This is a genomic window from Vibrio sp. 1S139 (assembly GCF_041439475.1).
Lineage (GTDB): Bacteria > Pseudomonadota > Gammaproteobacteria > Enterobacterales > Vibrionaceae > Vibrio > Vibrio crassostreae_C.
This window is the reverse complement of sequence record NZ_JBGOOD010000036.1, coordinates 1-16603: the sequence shown is the minus strand read 5'-3', so window position 1 is coordinate 16603 and position 16603 is coordinate 1. Positions and strand designations below refer to the sequence as shown.

Annotated in this window: 10 protein-coding genes and 1 pseudogene; 8 read left to right on the top strand and 3 right to left on the bottom strand. The window is 44.9% G+C overall.

The features are described 5' to 3' along the window. Nucleotides 1-56: 56 nt before the first annotated feature. The 5 genes and pseudogenes from ACED46_RS13320 (at nucleotide 57) to nhaA (ending at nucleotide 7109) form a co-directional block, all read left to right on the top strand. Nucleotides 57-1298 (top strand): annotated as a pseudogene (locus tag ACED46_RS13320) (MATE family efflux transporter). A gap of 122 nt (nucleotides 1299-1420) precedes the next feature. Next, complete coding sequence (locus ACED46_RS13315) at nucleotides 1421-2092, top strand: ABC transporter ATP-binding protein (protein ID WP_010441489.1); 672 nt, start codon at nucleotides 1421-1423, stop codon at nucleotides 2090-2092. Continuing rightward, complete coding sequence (locus ACED46_RS13310) at nucleotides 2073-4532, top strand: FtsX-like permease family protein (RefSeq protein ID WP_371721672.1); 2460 nt, start codon at nucleotides 2073-2075, stop codon at nucleotides 4530-4532. The genes ACED46_RS13315 and ACED46_RS13310 overlap by 20 nt, the downstream gene beginning before the upstream one ends. Then, entirely contained in the window at nucleotides 4522-5670 is a 1149-nt protein-coding gene (locus ACED46_RS13305; protein ID WP_017070605.1) for a lipocalin-like domain-containing protein, read from the top strand. Before ACED46_RS13310 ends, ACED46_RS13305 begins: the two co-directional genes overlap by 11 nt. A 275-nt stretch (nucleotides 5671-5945) precedes the next feature. Next, entirely contained in the window at nucleotides 5946-7109 is a 1164-nt protein-coding gene (nhaA, locus tag ACED46_RS13300; RefSeq protein WP_371721671.1) for a Na+/H+ antiporter NhaA, read from the top strand. Between the two features lie 220 nt (nucleotides 7110-7329). On the opposite strand, the gene ACED46_RS13295 is transcribed toward nhaA, so the two are convergent. After that, nucleotides 7330-7941 carry an OmpA family protein gene (locus ACED46_RS13295; protein WP_017060388.1) on the bottom strand — a complete coding sequence of 204 codons (612 nt, stop codon included), beginning with the start codon at nucleotides 7939-7941 and terminating at the stop codon, nucleotides 7330-7332. Continuing rightward, the gene (locus ACED46_RS13290; RefSeq protein ID WP_102333196.1) at nucleotides 7941-9248 is read right to left on the bottom strand and encodes a TolC family outer membrane protein; all 1308 of its coding nucleotides are present in this window, start codon (nucleotides 9246-9248) and stop codon (nucleotides 7941-7943) included. Before ACED46_RS13290 ends, ACED46_RS13295 begins: the two co-directional genes overlap by 1 nt. Nucleotides 9249-10009: 761 nt before the next feature. Between ACED46_RS13290 and ACED46_RS13285 the strand changes: the two genes are divergently transcribed. From ACED46_RS13285 to fabV, 3 genes are all read left to right on the top strand, one after another. Then, a complete protein-coding gene (locus tag ACED46_RS13285; protein ID WP_017065403.1) occupies nucleotides 10010-10639 on the top strand; it encodes a TetR/AcrR family transcriptional regulator in 630 nt (209 codons plus the stop codon). A 55-nt stretch (nucleotides 10640-10694) separates the two neighbouring features. Further along, nucleotides 10695-12977, top strand: a complete 2283-nt coding sequence (locus ACED46_RS13280) for an acyl-CoA dehydrogenase (RefSeq protein WP_017071963.1) — start codon at nucleotides 10695-10697, stop codon at nucleotides 12975-12977. Between the two features lie 222 nt (nucleotides 12978-13199). Continuing rightward, a complete protein-coding gene (fabV, locus tag ACED46_RS13275; protein ID WP_017065406.1) occupies nucleotides 13200-14402 on the top strand; it encodes an enoyl-ACP reductase FabV in 1203 nt (400 codons plus the stop codon). 306 nt (nucleotides 14403-14708) lie between these two features. On the opposite strand, the gene ACED46_RS13270 is transcribed toward fabV, so the two are convergent. Beyond that, nucleotides 14709-16391: an aspartate:alanine antiporter gene (locus tag ACED46_RS13270; RefSeq protein WP_017060395.1), complete on the bottom strand. Its 1683-nt coding sequence runs from the start codon at nucleotides 16389-16391 to the stop codon at nucleotides 14709-14711. Nucleotides 16392-16603: the final 212 nt, after the last annotated feature.

Sequence of the window (16603 nt, the reverse complement as noted above, 5' to 3'; positions counted from 1 at the left end):
ATAATAGCGCGATATTTATCTTTATTCATCAATACGTTCCGTTTAGGTATCTCTCAATGTTGCTCTCTTCAATTATTCATCACACACGAGGTGATTTTGTTCGCAGGCTTATTGCGATTGCACTGCCCATCACCTTGCAGAGCATTATGTTTTCAAGCCGAGGCTTGGTGGATGTATTGATGTTGGGCCAACTTGGCGAAGCAGACATCGCAGCTGTGGGGGTGGCGAGCCGAGCGATGTTCGTGACGACCATTATGCTGGTGGGTGTTACCACGGGCGGTGCTCTTCTTACTGCTCAATATTGGGGCGCGGGTAACAGACAAGGTGTGAGAGAAAGCACTGCGCTGACGTGGCTGGTGTCGACACTGTTTGCTTTACTGACTATCGCGTTTTTCGTTTCATTTCCTGCACAAACCCGGGCTAAGTACATTTTTCAGCGGTATCGGCATCCTGTCTAACGTGTTCTTAAACTGGGTGCTGATCTTCGGTAACTTAGGCTTTCCTGCGCTTGGAATCAAAGGTGCGGCGATTGCGACGGTACTGAGTGGCGCGATTGAAGTCGCGACTTTGTTTGGTTATCTCTATTTCTCTAAGCATTTATTAGCATTTAAGTTTTGCGATATTAAAGCGGCAGCTTCGATTGATAAGGTGGTTCGCTTCTTGAAGCTGTCTCTGCGACCACGTTTAACTTCTTAGCATGGGCGGGTGGTTTGTTTGCTTACCACGCGATCATGGGGCAATCGGGCGTTCAAGGTCTGGCTGCGCTATCGGTCATGACGCCGGTTGAATCTATCTCATTGAGTTTATTGATTGGCCTTTCGAATGCGGCAGCTGTTTTGGTGGGTAATCAACTTGGTGCGAAAAACAATGAAGCGGTTTACTATCAAGCGCTTGGCTTAACAATTTTGTGTTTCTTAACTAGTATTGTTGTAGCCGTTTTTCTCTATTTCGTTCAAACGCCAATACTTAATGCCTTTAGCGCACTGACGGAAGAAACCAGAGCCCTCTCAGAGAAGTTCATTCTGATCCTCTGTGTGGGTATTGTCATTCGCTCGGTGCCATTGACTGTGATCGTTGGGGTGTTGAGAGCGGGTGGTGATGTGAAGTTCTGCCTCTATCAAGATTTGATTGCTCAGTGGGTGATTGGCATTCCATTGGCCGCGATCGCTGCTATTTATTTCAAGTTCCCGCCTGAATGGGTGTATTTACTGTTTCTTACCGAAGAAGTCATAAAGTGGGGCGGTTCGCTCTATCGAATGAAAACAAGAAAATGGATTAAGAACTTAATAGGAAGTTGAAGTGAGGCGCATCAATCTAATGACTTTCTCGTTGACGTGTGATCTATCTTTCAAAATACTTCCTCCTAACAGGGAATTAGTGTAGATTCTCCTTCCAAATTCTAACTAATGTGAGCTGTTTAATGTTAAAGCTGTCAGACCTATGTAAAGGCTATGTCGACGGGGGGGAGTTCCACCCTGTTTTGCAAGGTGCTGAGTTAACATTAAACCAAGGCGATCAACTCGCATTAATGGGAGAAAGCGGTTCAGGGAAAAGTACATTATTGAATCTTATCGCGGGTTTAGACCTAGCAGACTCAGGTGAAATTGCTTTTCCTCATTTCAACATGCACGCCTCCACTGAACGTGATCGTACTGCTTATCGCCGAAATAATATTGGCCATATCTTCCAGCAATTCAACTTACTGCCAACGCTTAATATTGCCGATAACATTCGCTTTTGCCGTCAATTAAAGGGTTTACCAGAAGATAAAGGACTCTGGAGACAAATTCTTTCTGCTTTAGACCTTATGCCTTTACTGGGGCGTTATCCTGAAGAGGCGTCTGGTGGCCAACAACAACGTGCGGCAATTGCTCGTGCTTTGTATATGGAACCTAAAATTTTGTTGGCCGATGAACCAACAGGAAGCTTAGATGAACGTAATGCGGAAGCGGTAATGCGTTTGCTTACTTCTTTGGCTCGTCAGTTAGAGTGTACCTTGTTATTGGTGACGCACAGTGAAAAAGTAGCGCTCCATATGGATGGTCGTATCCGTCTACAAGGAGGGCAACTGCATGTCATGGCCCGTAGTTAAGGCACTACTCGGTCACTATCGACGTTACCCACTTCAGATTATTTTGGTATGGCTTGGTTTAACCCTTGGCGTATCACTTTTGGTTGGTGTTACTGCCATCAACCAACACGCCAAGCAAAGCTATGCGCATGGCGAAAAACTCTTTTCGAATCCTCTTCCTTACCGTATTCGACCAAAACACAACGCCAATAAAATCCCGCAAGGCTTTTATATCCAACTTCGCCGTGAAGGTTTTCAACAGTGTTCTCCTCTTGATCACCATCGTATCACTGATGAAAATGGCGCAAACTTCATGGTTGTCGGTATAGATCCTGTTTCTATGCTTCAGCTACAACCTGGTATAGCGTTAAAAGATCTCACCACTTTGAACCTCATGAAGCCACCATATCCAATCCTTGTCAGTGATGATCTTGCTGAACACATGGAATGGCACAACGGTGATTACATCCCTTTGATGGATGGTTCTGAACTTGGTCCTGTGGTTGTTGATCAAAATAATATGATTAATGGTACAAGGTTGATTGCGGATATCTCCTTGCTCCGAATGCTTAAACGCAGTGCTGGGCTTTCAGTGATTGCTTGTTCAGACATGCCCACTGAGAAGTTTGAACGTCTTAAAAATATGTTACCTAATGGTTTGACGATCTCTCGTAGCTCTAAGGCAGAGCTTGAGTCGCTGACCAGTGCGTTCCACTTAAACCTAAAAGCGATGGGTATGCTGTCGTTTGTGGTTGGCTTGTTCATTTTTTATCAAGCAATGTCGCTTTCTTTTATTCAGCGTCAACCGTTAGTCGGGATTTTAAGACAAACGGGTGTGTCTGGTTGGCAACTGACTAAAGCGCTCTGTTTAGAGTTACTGCTATTGGTTTTACTGAGCTGGATCTGCGGCAATGTATTTGGCGTGATGCTAGCAAACCAATTGTTACCTGCCGTATCTTCAAGCTTGGGCGATTTATACGACGCTAACGTCGGCTTAACGATCGACTGGAATTGGCGTTGGAGTTGGAGTGGTTACAGCTTACTGATGGCATTGATTGGTGCTTTCTTAGCGTGTGCGTGGCCACTGGTTCGTTTACTTAAGTCTCAACCGATTCGTCTGTCTTCTCGTTTGTCTTTGATGCGTTTTGCGGGTACCGAGTTCACTTGGCAAGCGTTGATTGGCTGTGGCTTCTTGGTTGCTGCTGTTGCTGTGTATCAAGCCCCTCAGACTCAAGAAACGGGTTTTGCGATTATCGCGCTAATGCTGATCAGTGTGGCGCTATTTACCCCGTTTTTGATGTGGAAGTTATTTAACAGCCTCTCTTATTCGTTGCGCTGGGTTCGTGCTCGCTGGTTCTTTGCTGATGCAGCTTCCAGTATGAGCTACCGTGGCGTGGCGACGATGGCGTTTATGTTAGCCTTAACAGCCAATATTGGTGTAGAAACCATGGTCGGTAGCTTTAGAGATACCACTGATAAATGGCTAACACAGCGTTTGGCTGCCGATCTGTATATCTACCCAACCAACAATGCCGCTGCTCGTATGAGTAATTGGTTATCCGACCAACCTGAAGTGGATTCGGTTTGGTGGCGTTGGGAGAAAGATGTGGCGTCTCCAGTTGGTAGCATTCAGGTGATCAGTACGGGTCCTTCTGAAGGTGAGCTAGAAGCGCTGACGATCAAATTAGGTATTCCGAATTACTGGTATCACTTACATCACTCTAAAGGTGTGTTGATCAGTGAATCGATGTCTCTCAAGCTGGGGATTCGCCCTGGCGACTACATTGACCTCTATGACAGTCTCGGCTCTGGTTGGCAGGTTGTCGGTGTTTATTACGATTACGGTAATCCTTACCATCAAGTCATGATGTCGCATCGAAACTGGCTGTATGGCTTTGCAGGGCGGGGTAATGTCGGACTTGGCGTAATACTCAAAGACGATGTGAATTCATTAGGGCTTCGCAGTCGATTGGAAAGCGTATTTAGACTTGGTTCTGAGCGTGTTTTCGATAACAACAATATTCACAGTCAAGCAATGCGGGTGTTCGATAGGACGTTCGCGATTGCAGATACACTAGGTAACATCACCTTGGTTATCGCCGTCTTCGGTATCTTCTTCGCGACGGTTGCGGGAGAAGTGTCTCGCCAAAGGCATATTTCCTTGCAGCGCTGTTTGGGTGTCTCGGCGAAAGAACTGATCCTGACAGGTAGTTTGCAGTTGTTTGTGTTTGGGCTTATTTCCTCCTTAATTGCGATTCCGCTCGGATTAGCGCTAGCGAGCCTAATTGTTGATATCGTGATAAAGCAGTCTTTTGGGTGGTCACTTGAGTTACAAGTGATTCCTTGGGACTATTTGCAGACATTTGCATGGGCCATGGCAGCATTGATGCTAGCTGGTGCTTTACCAGTGATGAGAATGATTCGGAACACTCCGATGAAGTCACTGAGGGATGCGCTTTAGTATGTTTTTACGGAATACCTCAAATAAGTTAAGACAACGAATCCTGTCTTCTCTGCTATTAATCAGTTTCTTCGGCATCTTTTTAAGTGTTTGGGGTTATTACTCCTATTTCATCGATCCTGGTGAAAAGGGCGTGAATGAAGTTAACTCAATATTGGTTAATGAACACTTCAATGTGTTCGAACCTGTTTTGCCAGACCGTAATGTTTCGCTACCACAAGATTTTAAGTTCCACCCAGAGTTTCAGCACGAGTGGTGGCATTACTTCGCGTCTTTGAAAGGTGATGATGGTAAAGACTATTCGGTTCAGTGGAGTTTTTTTCGTATCGCAACGGACGAACGTGAAACACCGGGGTGGCAAAGCCCTCAAGTCTATATCTCAAATGTGGTGGTCTCTTCTAAGTCCAAAGTATGGAAAGAACAGCGCATGGCTCGTGGCGGTATTGGCCAAGCGGGAATGACTAATCGTCCATTCAGACTTTGGATTGATAACTGGAACTGGCGTGCACTCGGCAACACCCCATTCCCCGGGCGCCTTCAAGTGCAAACTGATACGTTTGGACTAGAACTCGACACCATTGCAAAAGGGCCCTATGTGCTCAACGGCGATAACGGTTATCAGAAAAAGCACGACTTATTACCTGTCGCGTCTTATAACTTCAGCGCTCCATTTTTATCGTTGAGCGGTGTGTTGAACCTAGACGGCGTTACCAAGGAAGTGGAAGGAACTGCGTGGGTACATAAAGAGTGGGGCAGTGGCTTACTTGGAGTGGGCCAACAAGGTTGGGATTGGTTTGTATTTAACCTCGATGACGGCACAGCGCTGAGCATTAACCGCTATCGTCATAACCAACAGTTGCCTTACATATTCGGGACATTAGCAACGCGCTCAGGCAAAGTTTACCAATTAACGGAATCCGACATTTCCATTCAACCATTGCAAAATACAACGTTGATGAATGGAAGACGGATGCCTTTGCAGTGGATCATTAACGTCCCTAAGCATGATATCAACCTCACAACGCGTATTATACGCAGGGATATGTGGCTTCCATTTGTCATACCATATTGGGAAGGGCCGATTAAGGCGAGCGGGAGCCATGAAGCGACAGGCTTTATGCAGTTAACTGGCTACTAAAAAACACCTAAGGCTATAATTTGATAGCCTTTTTTTATGCCTGCGCCTTTTAGCGTCCCCCAATGAATTGTGCATACAGGTTCGATGATCTCATCTATACTTAATTCATGGTGCATAACAACATTATGGAATATACGACGTATTGTTTAGTATTTGTAGGAAAAACCGAAGTTAAACATCCGAAGAAGTGATTATCTATCAATTAAACTTGGATATAAACTCGTGGTTATTCTTTGTTATTCGTTTATTTAAATAATAAATATAAGGGCGAAATCATGACCGACGTCATCCGTGACTTCTTTAAAATGGAATCTGCTGGCGGCATCATACTAGTCATCGCTGCGGCGATCGCAATGTTTGTAGCAAACTCACCACTGAACGAAATGTACCAAGGTGTACTACATAGTTACGTTCTTGGTATGTCTGTGTCTCACTGGATTAACGATGGCTTAATGGCTGTCTTCTTCCTTCTAATCGGCTTAGAAGTTAAGCGCGAACTTTTAGAAGGCGCATTAAAGTCTAAAGAGACAGCAATCTTCCCAGCTATCGCAGCTGTGGGTGGTATGTTAGCTCCTGCACTTATTTACGTGCTATTTAACTCAAGTAACCCTGAAGCGCTTCAAGGTTGGGCTATCCCAGCAGCGACTGATATCGCATTCGCATTGGGTATCATGGCTCTTCTTGGTAACCGTGTACCGGTAAGCTTGAAGGTATTCCTGCTAGCACTGGCAATTATCGATGACCTAGGTGTTGTTGTTATCATTGCTCTGTTCTACTCAGGCGACCTATCAACACTTGCACTTACAGTTGGCTTCATCGCGACTGGTGTGTTGTTCATGCTAAACAACAAGCATGTGACTAAGCTGAGTGTTTATCTCATTGTTGGTGCAATTCTGTGGTTCGCAGTATTGAAGTCTGGTGTTCACGCAACGCTGGCTGGTGTAGTGATTGGTTTTGCTATCCCACTGAAAGGCAATAAAGGTGAACATTCTCCGCTGAAGCATCTAGAACATGCTCTGCACCCATACGTCGCTTTTGCAATCTTGCCAGTCTTTGCTTTTGCAAACGCAGGTATTTCATTGGAAGGTATCTCAATCTCAAGCCTAACAGGTATGCTACCGCTTGGTATCGCTATGGGTCTATTGATTGGTAAGCCTCTTGGTATCTTTGCATTCAGCTGGGGTGCGGTGAAATTGGGTGTTGCTAAGCTCCCTGAAGGTGTGAACTTCATGAACATCTTCGCGGTATCTGTGTTGTGTGGTATTGGCTTTACGATGTCTATTTTTATCTCGTCACTGGCATTTGGTCCAACGAACGCAGATTTTGATACGCTTGCTCGATTAGGTATCCTGATGGGCTCAACGACTGCAGCTATCTTAGGTTACTTCCTGCTAAGTATTTCTCTACCGAAAACTAAGCCTCAAGAAGTAAAACTATAATCGGTAGTCGGCTCGCTTAATAGGGAGCCTACTCACTGAGTAACAAGTCAACTTCTGAGTAGCAAGAAGAGTCACAGAGTCTCCCTCGACTCATGTGACGACAAAGAACAAAAAAGCCGTGATGGGCAACCCTATCACGGCTTTATTGATCTTATAACTAAGCTGCTGTTGTTCGACACTCGCTCTATGTCACATCTAGATCCACAGTGACAATGTCACGCTACTTTTCAAGCGTGGTAAATATGGTCCACTCTTCGACGATCTGTTCGCTTAGTCCGACAACTGTGGCTGTTACTCGGCGGTTCAGTGCATGAGACGTAGCATCGTTGCCATCGCTCTCTAAGCGGTTTTCACCGTAACCAACAACTCTTACTCGGCTCGGGTCGATACCATTCGACAACAGTTCATCTTCAACGTGGTGAGCGCGTTTCTTTGATAGCTCTAAGTTGTATTGACTCGCGCCGACTTTACTGGCGTAACCTTGAATCTCTATCGATGCACTTTGGTAGGTTTCTAAGAACTCAGCCATAGTGGTGATTTGATCTGAGAAGATAGGGTTAACTTCATAGGAGTCATTGGCGAAAAGGATGTTCAGCCGTCTGACTTCTTGCGAGCTAACCGTCTCTCCACAGCCTTCGTTGTCTACCAGAGACGACTCTGGTGTGCCAGGACAGGTGTCTCGTGCATTGACCACACCATCGTTATCATCGTCTTGCAGGTCAGAAATTTGCTCCGCTTCTGGCGTTTCTATGTAGGGCTCTTCATTTTGGCTAGAGCATGCACATAGCGTTATCGTTAATGCGGAAAGTAATAAATAAGGTCTCTTCATCATTAATACTCCACTGCCGTTGTCCACTCGTCTGGAATGTCGACCAGTAGAGCGTTCAATAGAGAGCCTGTCGCGTTCATTACACGGTATTTAGCGTACTGTTCAGAGTAATGCGCATCTAAGTAATCTTTGCGGGCTTCAAACAATTCGTTTTCAGTGTTAAGCAGATCAAGTAGCGTACGTTTGCCGATTCGATATTGTTTCTCATAAGCGATAACGGTTTCTGACGCCGAATCCACGTGATCAGACAAGAAGTTCTTTTGTTGTAACGTCAGATCCAATGCACTCCAAGAGAGGCGAAGGCCTTCTTCAACTTGTCGATAAGCACGATCTCTTAGATCTTTTGCTTTATTGAGTTGGTAAGCTGCAGCTTCTGAATTAGCACTATCGGTACCACCGTTGTAGAGGTTGTATCGCATTCTCAACATTGCCAAAGTCTCTTGGCTCGAACCTTCATCGCCTCCAGCATCATCTCGCCATGATTGAGATGCCTCGATAGAGAACGTCGGGTAGTTAACCCCTTTTGATTGTTTGTACTGGAAGTGCGCTGAATCGACATCTGCAGTCGCGACTTTGATGACTGGGTGTTGGTCCAGAGCATCAACAAGCGCGTCTGATAATGACAGAGGAATCATAGAAATATCGGCTCTTGGGTAGACTAAGCCAAGCGGTTCTTGACCCACTATTCTTCTAAATTGGGTGTGGGTATCAATTAGGTTGTTCTGTGCGGCTAATAAGTTGCCGTGAGCTTTTGCAATCCTTGCTTCTACCTGAGATACATCTGCGGTTGAGCCTATGCCTGAGACTGCACGCTTTTTGATGTCTTTATAGATTTTCTTGTGGATAGCGAGGTTACTTTCCGAAAGGGCTAAAACTTCAGTTGCTTTGACTGCGTCTAAGTAGATCTGTGTGACCTCTAGCGCTTTGTCTTCGGCATCCGCGAGCAATTGCAAACGAACCGATTCTGCTTCTGCGGCAGTACGATCAATATCATTGAGAGTCGATGAACCATCCCACAGCAACTGAGTGAGGGAAATCGTCGCTTCCTTTCTTGTGAGATCGGTATCGGGGCCGTTATTTGGTGCAGGGTTTATGCCTTCGTAACCAATACCAGCATCAAGGTCGATACTCGGCCTATAAGCACCACCTGCGGCATCGTTTCGTTTTTGTACACTCACAAACTCATTAAAAATACTTTTTATCTCAGGATTGGTAGCCAAGGTAATGGCAACAGCCTGTTCTAAAGTCTGAGCAGAGAGTGGGGTTGCAATAGCTAAGCAACAGATGATGGGTAATTTAAACAGTCTCAAAGTAGGTCTCCTTCTACTTTTAAAAGCTCCCGCCGCTTCCCAACAAGCGTTTAACTACTTAATTGAAAAGGGTATTAAACGAAGCTTAGGACATCTGCAAGAAATTGCTAAGTTTGTTGGCTTTATTTCGAATGTAAGTCTCTATCCTTATTGATTAATTTACCAATAGTAGCAAGTGGCAAGCTTCGAATGGATGCACCGTAAATAGAGGAAACGTAGTATTAGGTTTGGACTCAGATAGGTAAACGTTGGCTAGTAGGTTGTTTGAAATACGAGTTCCAGTGATAACAATGTGCCAAGCATGGTAGTTCGACTCTTAGGAAGAAATGACAGCATATAAATAGGCGGTCGCGCTGTTCAGGTTGTAGTTAGTAGCTGTGAAGAGGGGTAAGTAAGGCTCACTCTCGTCCCAAACAACAAACAAAAAAAAAGCCCAAACCAACGTGGTTTGGGCGGATACAAGTATAGGAGTTAATAAGGAAAATGCAGTAATTAAGAAAGCAGTGAGAAGAACAAGTTTGACGGCCTGTTAAACTTCTAAATACGCTGTTTTCTACCTAATTTAGGACTCTCCATTTCCATTTCAGTTCCAAGAAAATTCATTATTTTTTTCTTTTTTTATAAACACACAGCGATTCAATCGTTTAGTGCTGAGTTTTATTAACTGGTACGACCAATTTGTGAAAGTGTGATGTTGCTTGCTTGTTAAGTAAATGTACAAAGCGTATATTTCAAACAGTTGTTTAATACGAGTGATTGAAATGGCACCAAGAAGTACAACCAAAGACAAAATCTTAGATGTGGCTGAAGGCTTATTTGCTGAGCACGGTTTTAATGACACCTCTTTACGTACGATTACGAGTAAAGCGAATGTCAACTTAGCTTCAGTGAACTATCACTTTGGCGATAAGAAGACTCTGGTTCGTGCGGTACTCAATCGTTACTTAGAAGCATTTATGCCAGCACTGCAAGATGCATTAGTGAACTTAAACTTGAACGAAACGTATTCTATGAGTGACGTGTTTGAGTCGTTGAGACAGCCACTAAGAGCACTTAATGACGTTAGGCCAAATGGTACAAGCCGATTCATGTTACTTATCGGCAGAGGCTATACGGATGTGCAAGGACACTTGCGTTGGTTCATTACTACTCGCTACAGCGAAGTACTTTCTTTGTTTACGACATCTGTAATGAAGGCGAATCCGAACCTCACTCAAGAACAGTTATTTTGGCGATTACACTTCACCCTAGGGACTTGTGTATTCACCATGGCATCAAGTCAGGCTCTGGTAGAAATTGCAGAGAATGACTATGACAGAAAGATAGATGCTAAGGCAGTGGTCGATATTCTTATTCCATATTTAGCCGCTGGCATGTCAGCAGAAGAATAAAACAATAAAAAGCGAAACATTCACAACCAATATAGTGAACAAAAGGATCTGAACTATGAGCTCTCTAAGACAAAAATGGGTAAGTGACCCAGCTTTTAAACTCTTTAAAAAAGTACTACCACCACTATCTAGCACCGAGAAAGAAGCGATGGAAGCGGGTAGCGTGTGGTGGGACGGAGAGCTGTTTTCTGGTAAACCAGATTTCACTAAGCTGCACCAATACCCAAAACCTCAGCTGACAGCAGAAGAGCAATCGTTCATGGATAATGAGCTTGAAACCTTGCTCGCTATGCTTGATGACCACCAAATTGTAAAAGAAGATCGAGACCTTCCTGAAGAGGTGTGGAACTTCTTACGCAAAGAGCGTTTCTTTTCGCTAATTATTGCGAAAGAGTATGGCGGTCGTGAATTCTCAGCACACGCTAACTCAACTATCGTAACTAAGATTGCGACTCGCAGTATCAGTACTGCGGTTTCAGTAATGGTTCCAAACTCTCTTGGTCCTGGTGAGCTGCTGTCTCACTACGGCACTCAAGACCAAAAAGACTACTGGCTACCTCGTCTTGCTGACGGTACAGATATCCCATGTTTCGCACTAACAGGCCCAGAAGCGGGTTCTGATGCGGGTGGTATCCCTGATGTCGGTACTGTGTGCATGGGCATGCACGAAGGTAAAGAGACGCTAGGTATCAAGCTTAACTGGAACAAACGCTACATTACACTAGCACCAGTGGCGACGGTACTTGGTCTGGCTTTCAAACTTCACGATCCAGAAAAGCTACTGGGTGACAAAGAAGACATTGGCATCACTTGTGCGCTAATCCCGGCTGACCACGAAGGTGTTGTGATTGGTGAGCGTCATGACCCACTTGGTCTTGCGTTTATGAATGGTCCAACACGCGGTCACGATGTATTTATTCCTATGGAATGGTTAATCGGTGGTGCCGATTACGCAGGTAAAGGCTGGCGTATGCTGGTGGAATGTCTGTCTGCAGGTCGTGGTATCTCATTACCCGCACTTGGCACGGCGATGGGCCACCTAACGGCGAAAACGACCGGCGCATACGCTTATGTTCGTAAGCAGTTCGGTATGTCGATTGGTAAGTTTGAAGGAGTTGCAGAGAGTTTAGGTCGTATTGGTGGCTTAACGTATCTACTAGAAGCGACTCGTACACTAACAACTACTTCACTCGATATGAAAGAGAAGCCGGGTATCGTTACGGCTATCGCGAAATATCACATGACAGAAATGGCGCGTACTATCCTGAATGATTCAATGGATATCCACTCTGGTCGTGCAATTCAAGATGGTCCAATGAACTACTTAGCTGCGCCTTACCTAGGTATTCCAGTTGCTATCACAGTAGAAGGTGCGAACATCTTAACTCGCAACCTGATGATCTTCGGTCAAGGTGCGACACGTTGTCACCCATACGTGCTAAGCGAAATGGAAGCGGCAGCAAACCCAGATGAGAAGCAAGGTGCGAAGGATTTCGATAACTTGTTGTTCAAGCATATCTCTCACGCAACTAAGAACACGTTTGGTGCGTTCGGTGCGGCATTGACAGGCTCTAAGTTCATTAAAGCGGATATGAGCGGTCCAACGAAGCCTTACTACCAAGACTTAACTCGCTTGAGCCGTGCGCTTGCAGTGAGTGCGGATTTCGCAATGCTTACACTAGGTGGCGAACTGAAACGTAAAGAGCTTATCTCTGCACGTCTAGGTGATGGTCTAAGTTACCTATACATGGCGTCTGCAGCGCTTAAGAAGTATGAAGATGAAGGTCGTCAACAAGCTGACCTAGACTACGTACACTACGCGGTTCAACACTGTTTCCATAACGCGGCTAAATCGCTACAAGAAGCGTACAGAAACTTCCCGAACAAGATGGTAGGTAAAGTACTTAAAGGTCTAGTTTTCCCTGTCGGTAACCACTTTGAAAAACCAAGTGATAATCTAACGGTACAACTGGCAGAAAGCTTGATGACTCCGGGTGCACACCGTGAACGTCTAACTCACCTTTGCTACATAGGCAAAGAAGAAGAGGATAGTGTTGGCCTAATGGAGAATGCGTTCAATGCGATGTATAGCATCAAGCCTCTCGAACGTAAGATCTTCAAAGCAGTGAAAGAGGGCAAAGTGGCTCGTAAAGGTCTATTGCAAGATAAACTTGCTCAAGCACTGGCGGCAGATGTTCTTACTCAAGACGAAGTTGACCAAATCATTGCAGCAGACAAACTTCGCTACGCAGCGATTCAAGTTGACCACTTCAGTCATGATTACAGTGAAACTTTGACGCGAAAAGAGTTAAAACCTAAGCTAAATAGCGTTGCTTAGATAAAGAAATGACAAAAGGCACCTTATTAGGCACCTTATTAGGTGCCTTTTTTTGTTTTTGTCGTAGAAGTTGCAATAGAGGCGTTAACAAATGGTGACTTAGTCAGCAAATATTCACTGAGTGCTCCAACCACTTGCATTTTCGCCACATTTTTACAGAAATTAGATGCCATTTGCGTACGAAACTTTTATCCTTAACCTGATTTTTTAAGGAAGTTGAATATGATCATCAAACCTCGAATTCGCGGATTCATCTGTACTACAACACATCCAGTCGGTTGTGAAGCTAATGTAAAAGAACAAATTGCTTACACAAAAGCTCAAGGCCCAATCGCAAACGCACCTAAACGTGTACTAGTTGTTGGCTCTTCAAGTGGCTACGGCTTGTCTTCACGTATTGCGGCTGCATTTGGTGGCGGCGCTTCAACTATCGGTGTTTTCTTTGAGAAAGCCGGTACTGAGAAAAAGCCTGGCACAGCTGGTTTCTACAACTCAGCAGCGTTTGACAAGTTTGCTAAAGAAGAAGGCCTATATTCAAAAAGCCTGAACGGCGATGCTTTCTCTAACGAGGCGAAACAGAAAACAATTGACCTGATCAAAGAAGATCTAGGCCAAATCGATATGGTTGTATACTCACTGGCGTCTCCAGTGCGTAAAATGCCAGAGACTGGCGAAGTAATTCGTTCATCTCTAAAGCCTATCGGCGAAACGTACACGTCAACTGCGGTTGATACGAACAAAGACACAATCATCGAAGCAAGCGTAGAGCCTGCAACTGAAGAAGAGATCAAAGACACTGTTACTGTAATGGGCGGTGAAGATTGGGAACTTTGGATCAATGCTCTTTCTGAAGCTGGTGTTCTAGCGGACGGTTGTAAGACGGTTGCTTACAGCTACATCGGTACTGAACTAACGTGGCCAATCTACTGGGATGGCGCACTAGGTAAAGCCAAGATGGATCTAGACCGTGCAGCGACAGCGCTGAACGAGAAGCTAGGCCAAACTGGCGGTACTGCAAACGTTGCTGTTCTTAAGTCTGTAGTGACTCAAGCAAGTTCTGCAATCCCTGTAATGCCTCTTTACATCGCTATGGTGTTCAAGAAGATGCGTGAAGAAGGTATTCACGAAGGTTGTATGGAACAGATCTTCCGTATGTTCAGCCAACGTCTATACAAAGAAGACGGCAGCGCGCCAGAAGTGGATGAAGTGAACCGTCTACGTCTAGATGACCTTGAGCTTCGCGAAGACATTCAAGATCACTGTCGTAACCTATGGCCTCAAATCACAACTGAGAACCTAAAAGAACTGACTGACTACGTAGAGTACAAAGAAGAGTTCTTGAAGCTATTTGGTTTCGGTGTTGAAGGTGTTGATTACGAAGCTGACGTTAACCCAGCTGTTGAATTTGATGTAGCTGACATCTAATTCAAGTTATCGAATCTAAACGAAATAGGCGCTCATTGAGCGCCTATTTTTTTGTCTGCTATTTGGTTCAAGAGATTAAGAGCAGATATGGGATTCGAGTGGCGGGATGCGAAGAGATTTAAGAGCGGATACGGCTACCGCGATTCGAAGGGGGACAAGAGTAGAAATAAGGGATGAAGAGAGTTAAGAGCAGGAGTGGGGAAGAAGGCTTGAACCGCTTAAAACAGGTTATAAAAAATGCACTAACCCAAAGTGAATTAGTGCATTCGAAATATCTAAGCTTGGCTGCTTTTAATGCAGCAGGTGCTAGCTAATTATGATGATGAAAGTACCTGCTAAGGTCATCAATATATTGGCTATCGCATAAGTACCCGCATAACCCAGAGCCGGAATCGTTGAGCGAGCGTGGTCATTTACGATGTCCATCGCTGGAGCGCAAGTTCGCGCGCCAATGATTGCACCGAACAACAAAGCTCGGTTCATCTTCAATACGTAAGCGCCAACCAAGTAAGCGAAGAATACTGGCAGCACACTCACTACTAGGGCAATACCTATTACCTGTGGGCCAACTTGGGTTAAGTGCTCAAATATCTTACCACCGGCGCTCAAGCCGATACCGACCATAAAGAACATCAAACCGAGGTCTTTGACCATGTTCAGAGCACCTTGAGGCACATAACCGAAAGTAGGGTGGTTCGCTCGTAGGAAACCAAGCATGATGCCCGATAGAAGCAGGCCAACCGCGTTACCTAGCCCAAACGATACCTGACCGAATGTCATGGTGATCAAACCAAACAAAATACCCAAAATGAAGAAGCTACAGAAGGCCATCAAATCCGCCATTTGGCTGTGGATTGAGATGAAACCAATTTTCTCAGCTAGGCCGTGCACTCGACTCTTTTCACCACTCACCTGTAGGACGTCACCTTTAGAAAGCACGATGTTTAAGTCCATCGGCATTTCAATCTGAGCACGTACTACGCGGTTAAGGAAACAGCCGTATTCAGACAGGTTTAAGTCTGATAGGCGCTTACCTGCGATACTGTCACTCTTAACGACGATCTCTTCTTCCACGATACGCAGATCGAGAAGGTTACGGTCGAAAACTTCTTTACCGTTACGGAAGCTTGGGTCTAGACGAGCGTGGCTATCTGGGAAACCAACCAATGCGATCTCATCGCCTTCTTGCAGAATTGCATCACCATCTGGATGGGCAAGAATACCATTACGTCGAATACGCTCGATGTAACAGCCTGTTTGGCGATAGATGCCCAGTTCACGCAGATTCTTACCGTCAGTCCAAGAGATGAGCTCTGGTCCCACTCGATAAGCACGAATAATGGGCAAGTAAACCTTACGCTGACCTGAAGCGCCTAACCCACGTTCTTGGGCGATTTGCTCTGCCGAGTCGTGTAGGTTCACTTTTTGAAGTTTTGGAATCAAGCGAGCAAACATAATCATACTGATTAAGCCAACCAAGTAAGCCATCGCGTAACCGACTGAAAGGTTTTCGATAATCAGGCTCAAGTCCATGTTTCTTGGTAATTCTGCAAGCCCAGAATTCAGAGCATCTTGAGCACCTACCAATATCGGCGTTGCTGTTAAGGCACCTGCCATCATGCCTGCAGATAAACCAAAGCCTAGGCCAAGGTAATGACTACTGAAATAGGTTAGGGCAATTGCGGTAGAAAGTACCACAAGGCTCAGAATGAGGTAGTGCTTACCGTCTCTGAAGAAGATACCGAAGAAGTTTGGTCCAGCTTCAATGCCAACACAGTAGATGAACAGCATGAAACCAATGGTGAGCGCATCTGCGTTAAAAGAAAAGCCAAGATGTCCCATGATAAGGGAAGTAATCAAAACACCGATTGAATTACCAAGTTGGAGGCTACCGAAACGAATTTTACCAATGGCTAATCCAATCGATAAAACAACAAAGATGAGGAGAATGGGGTTTTGTTCTAACAGAAAAACAACGTCGATATTCACGGTGGTCGCTCAATAATTGGCGTGGAACACAGGGTAAGTTTGAGAGGTGAATTGTATCTAAATATAAATAAATTATAAGCAATATTTTGTTAATTTACTTGATTTTGACCTTATTCTTATTCCGTATGAAAACTGGTCATAAAAAAGCCCGCTACAGTGAGCTAATGCCGATCGTTTAAGAAGACTTGAACGATCCTGCAGTTAGCAGATAA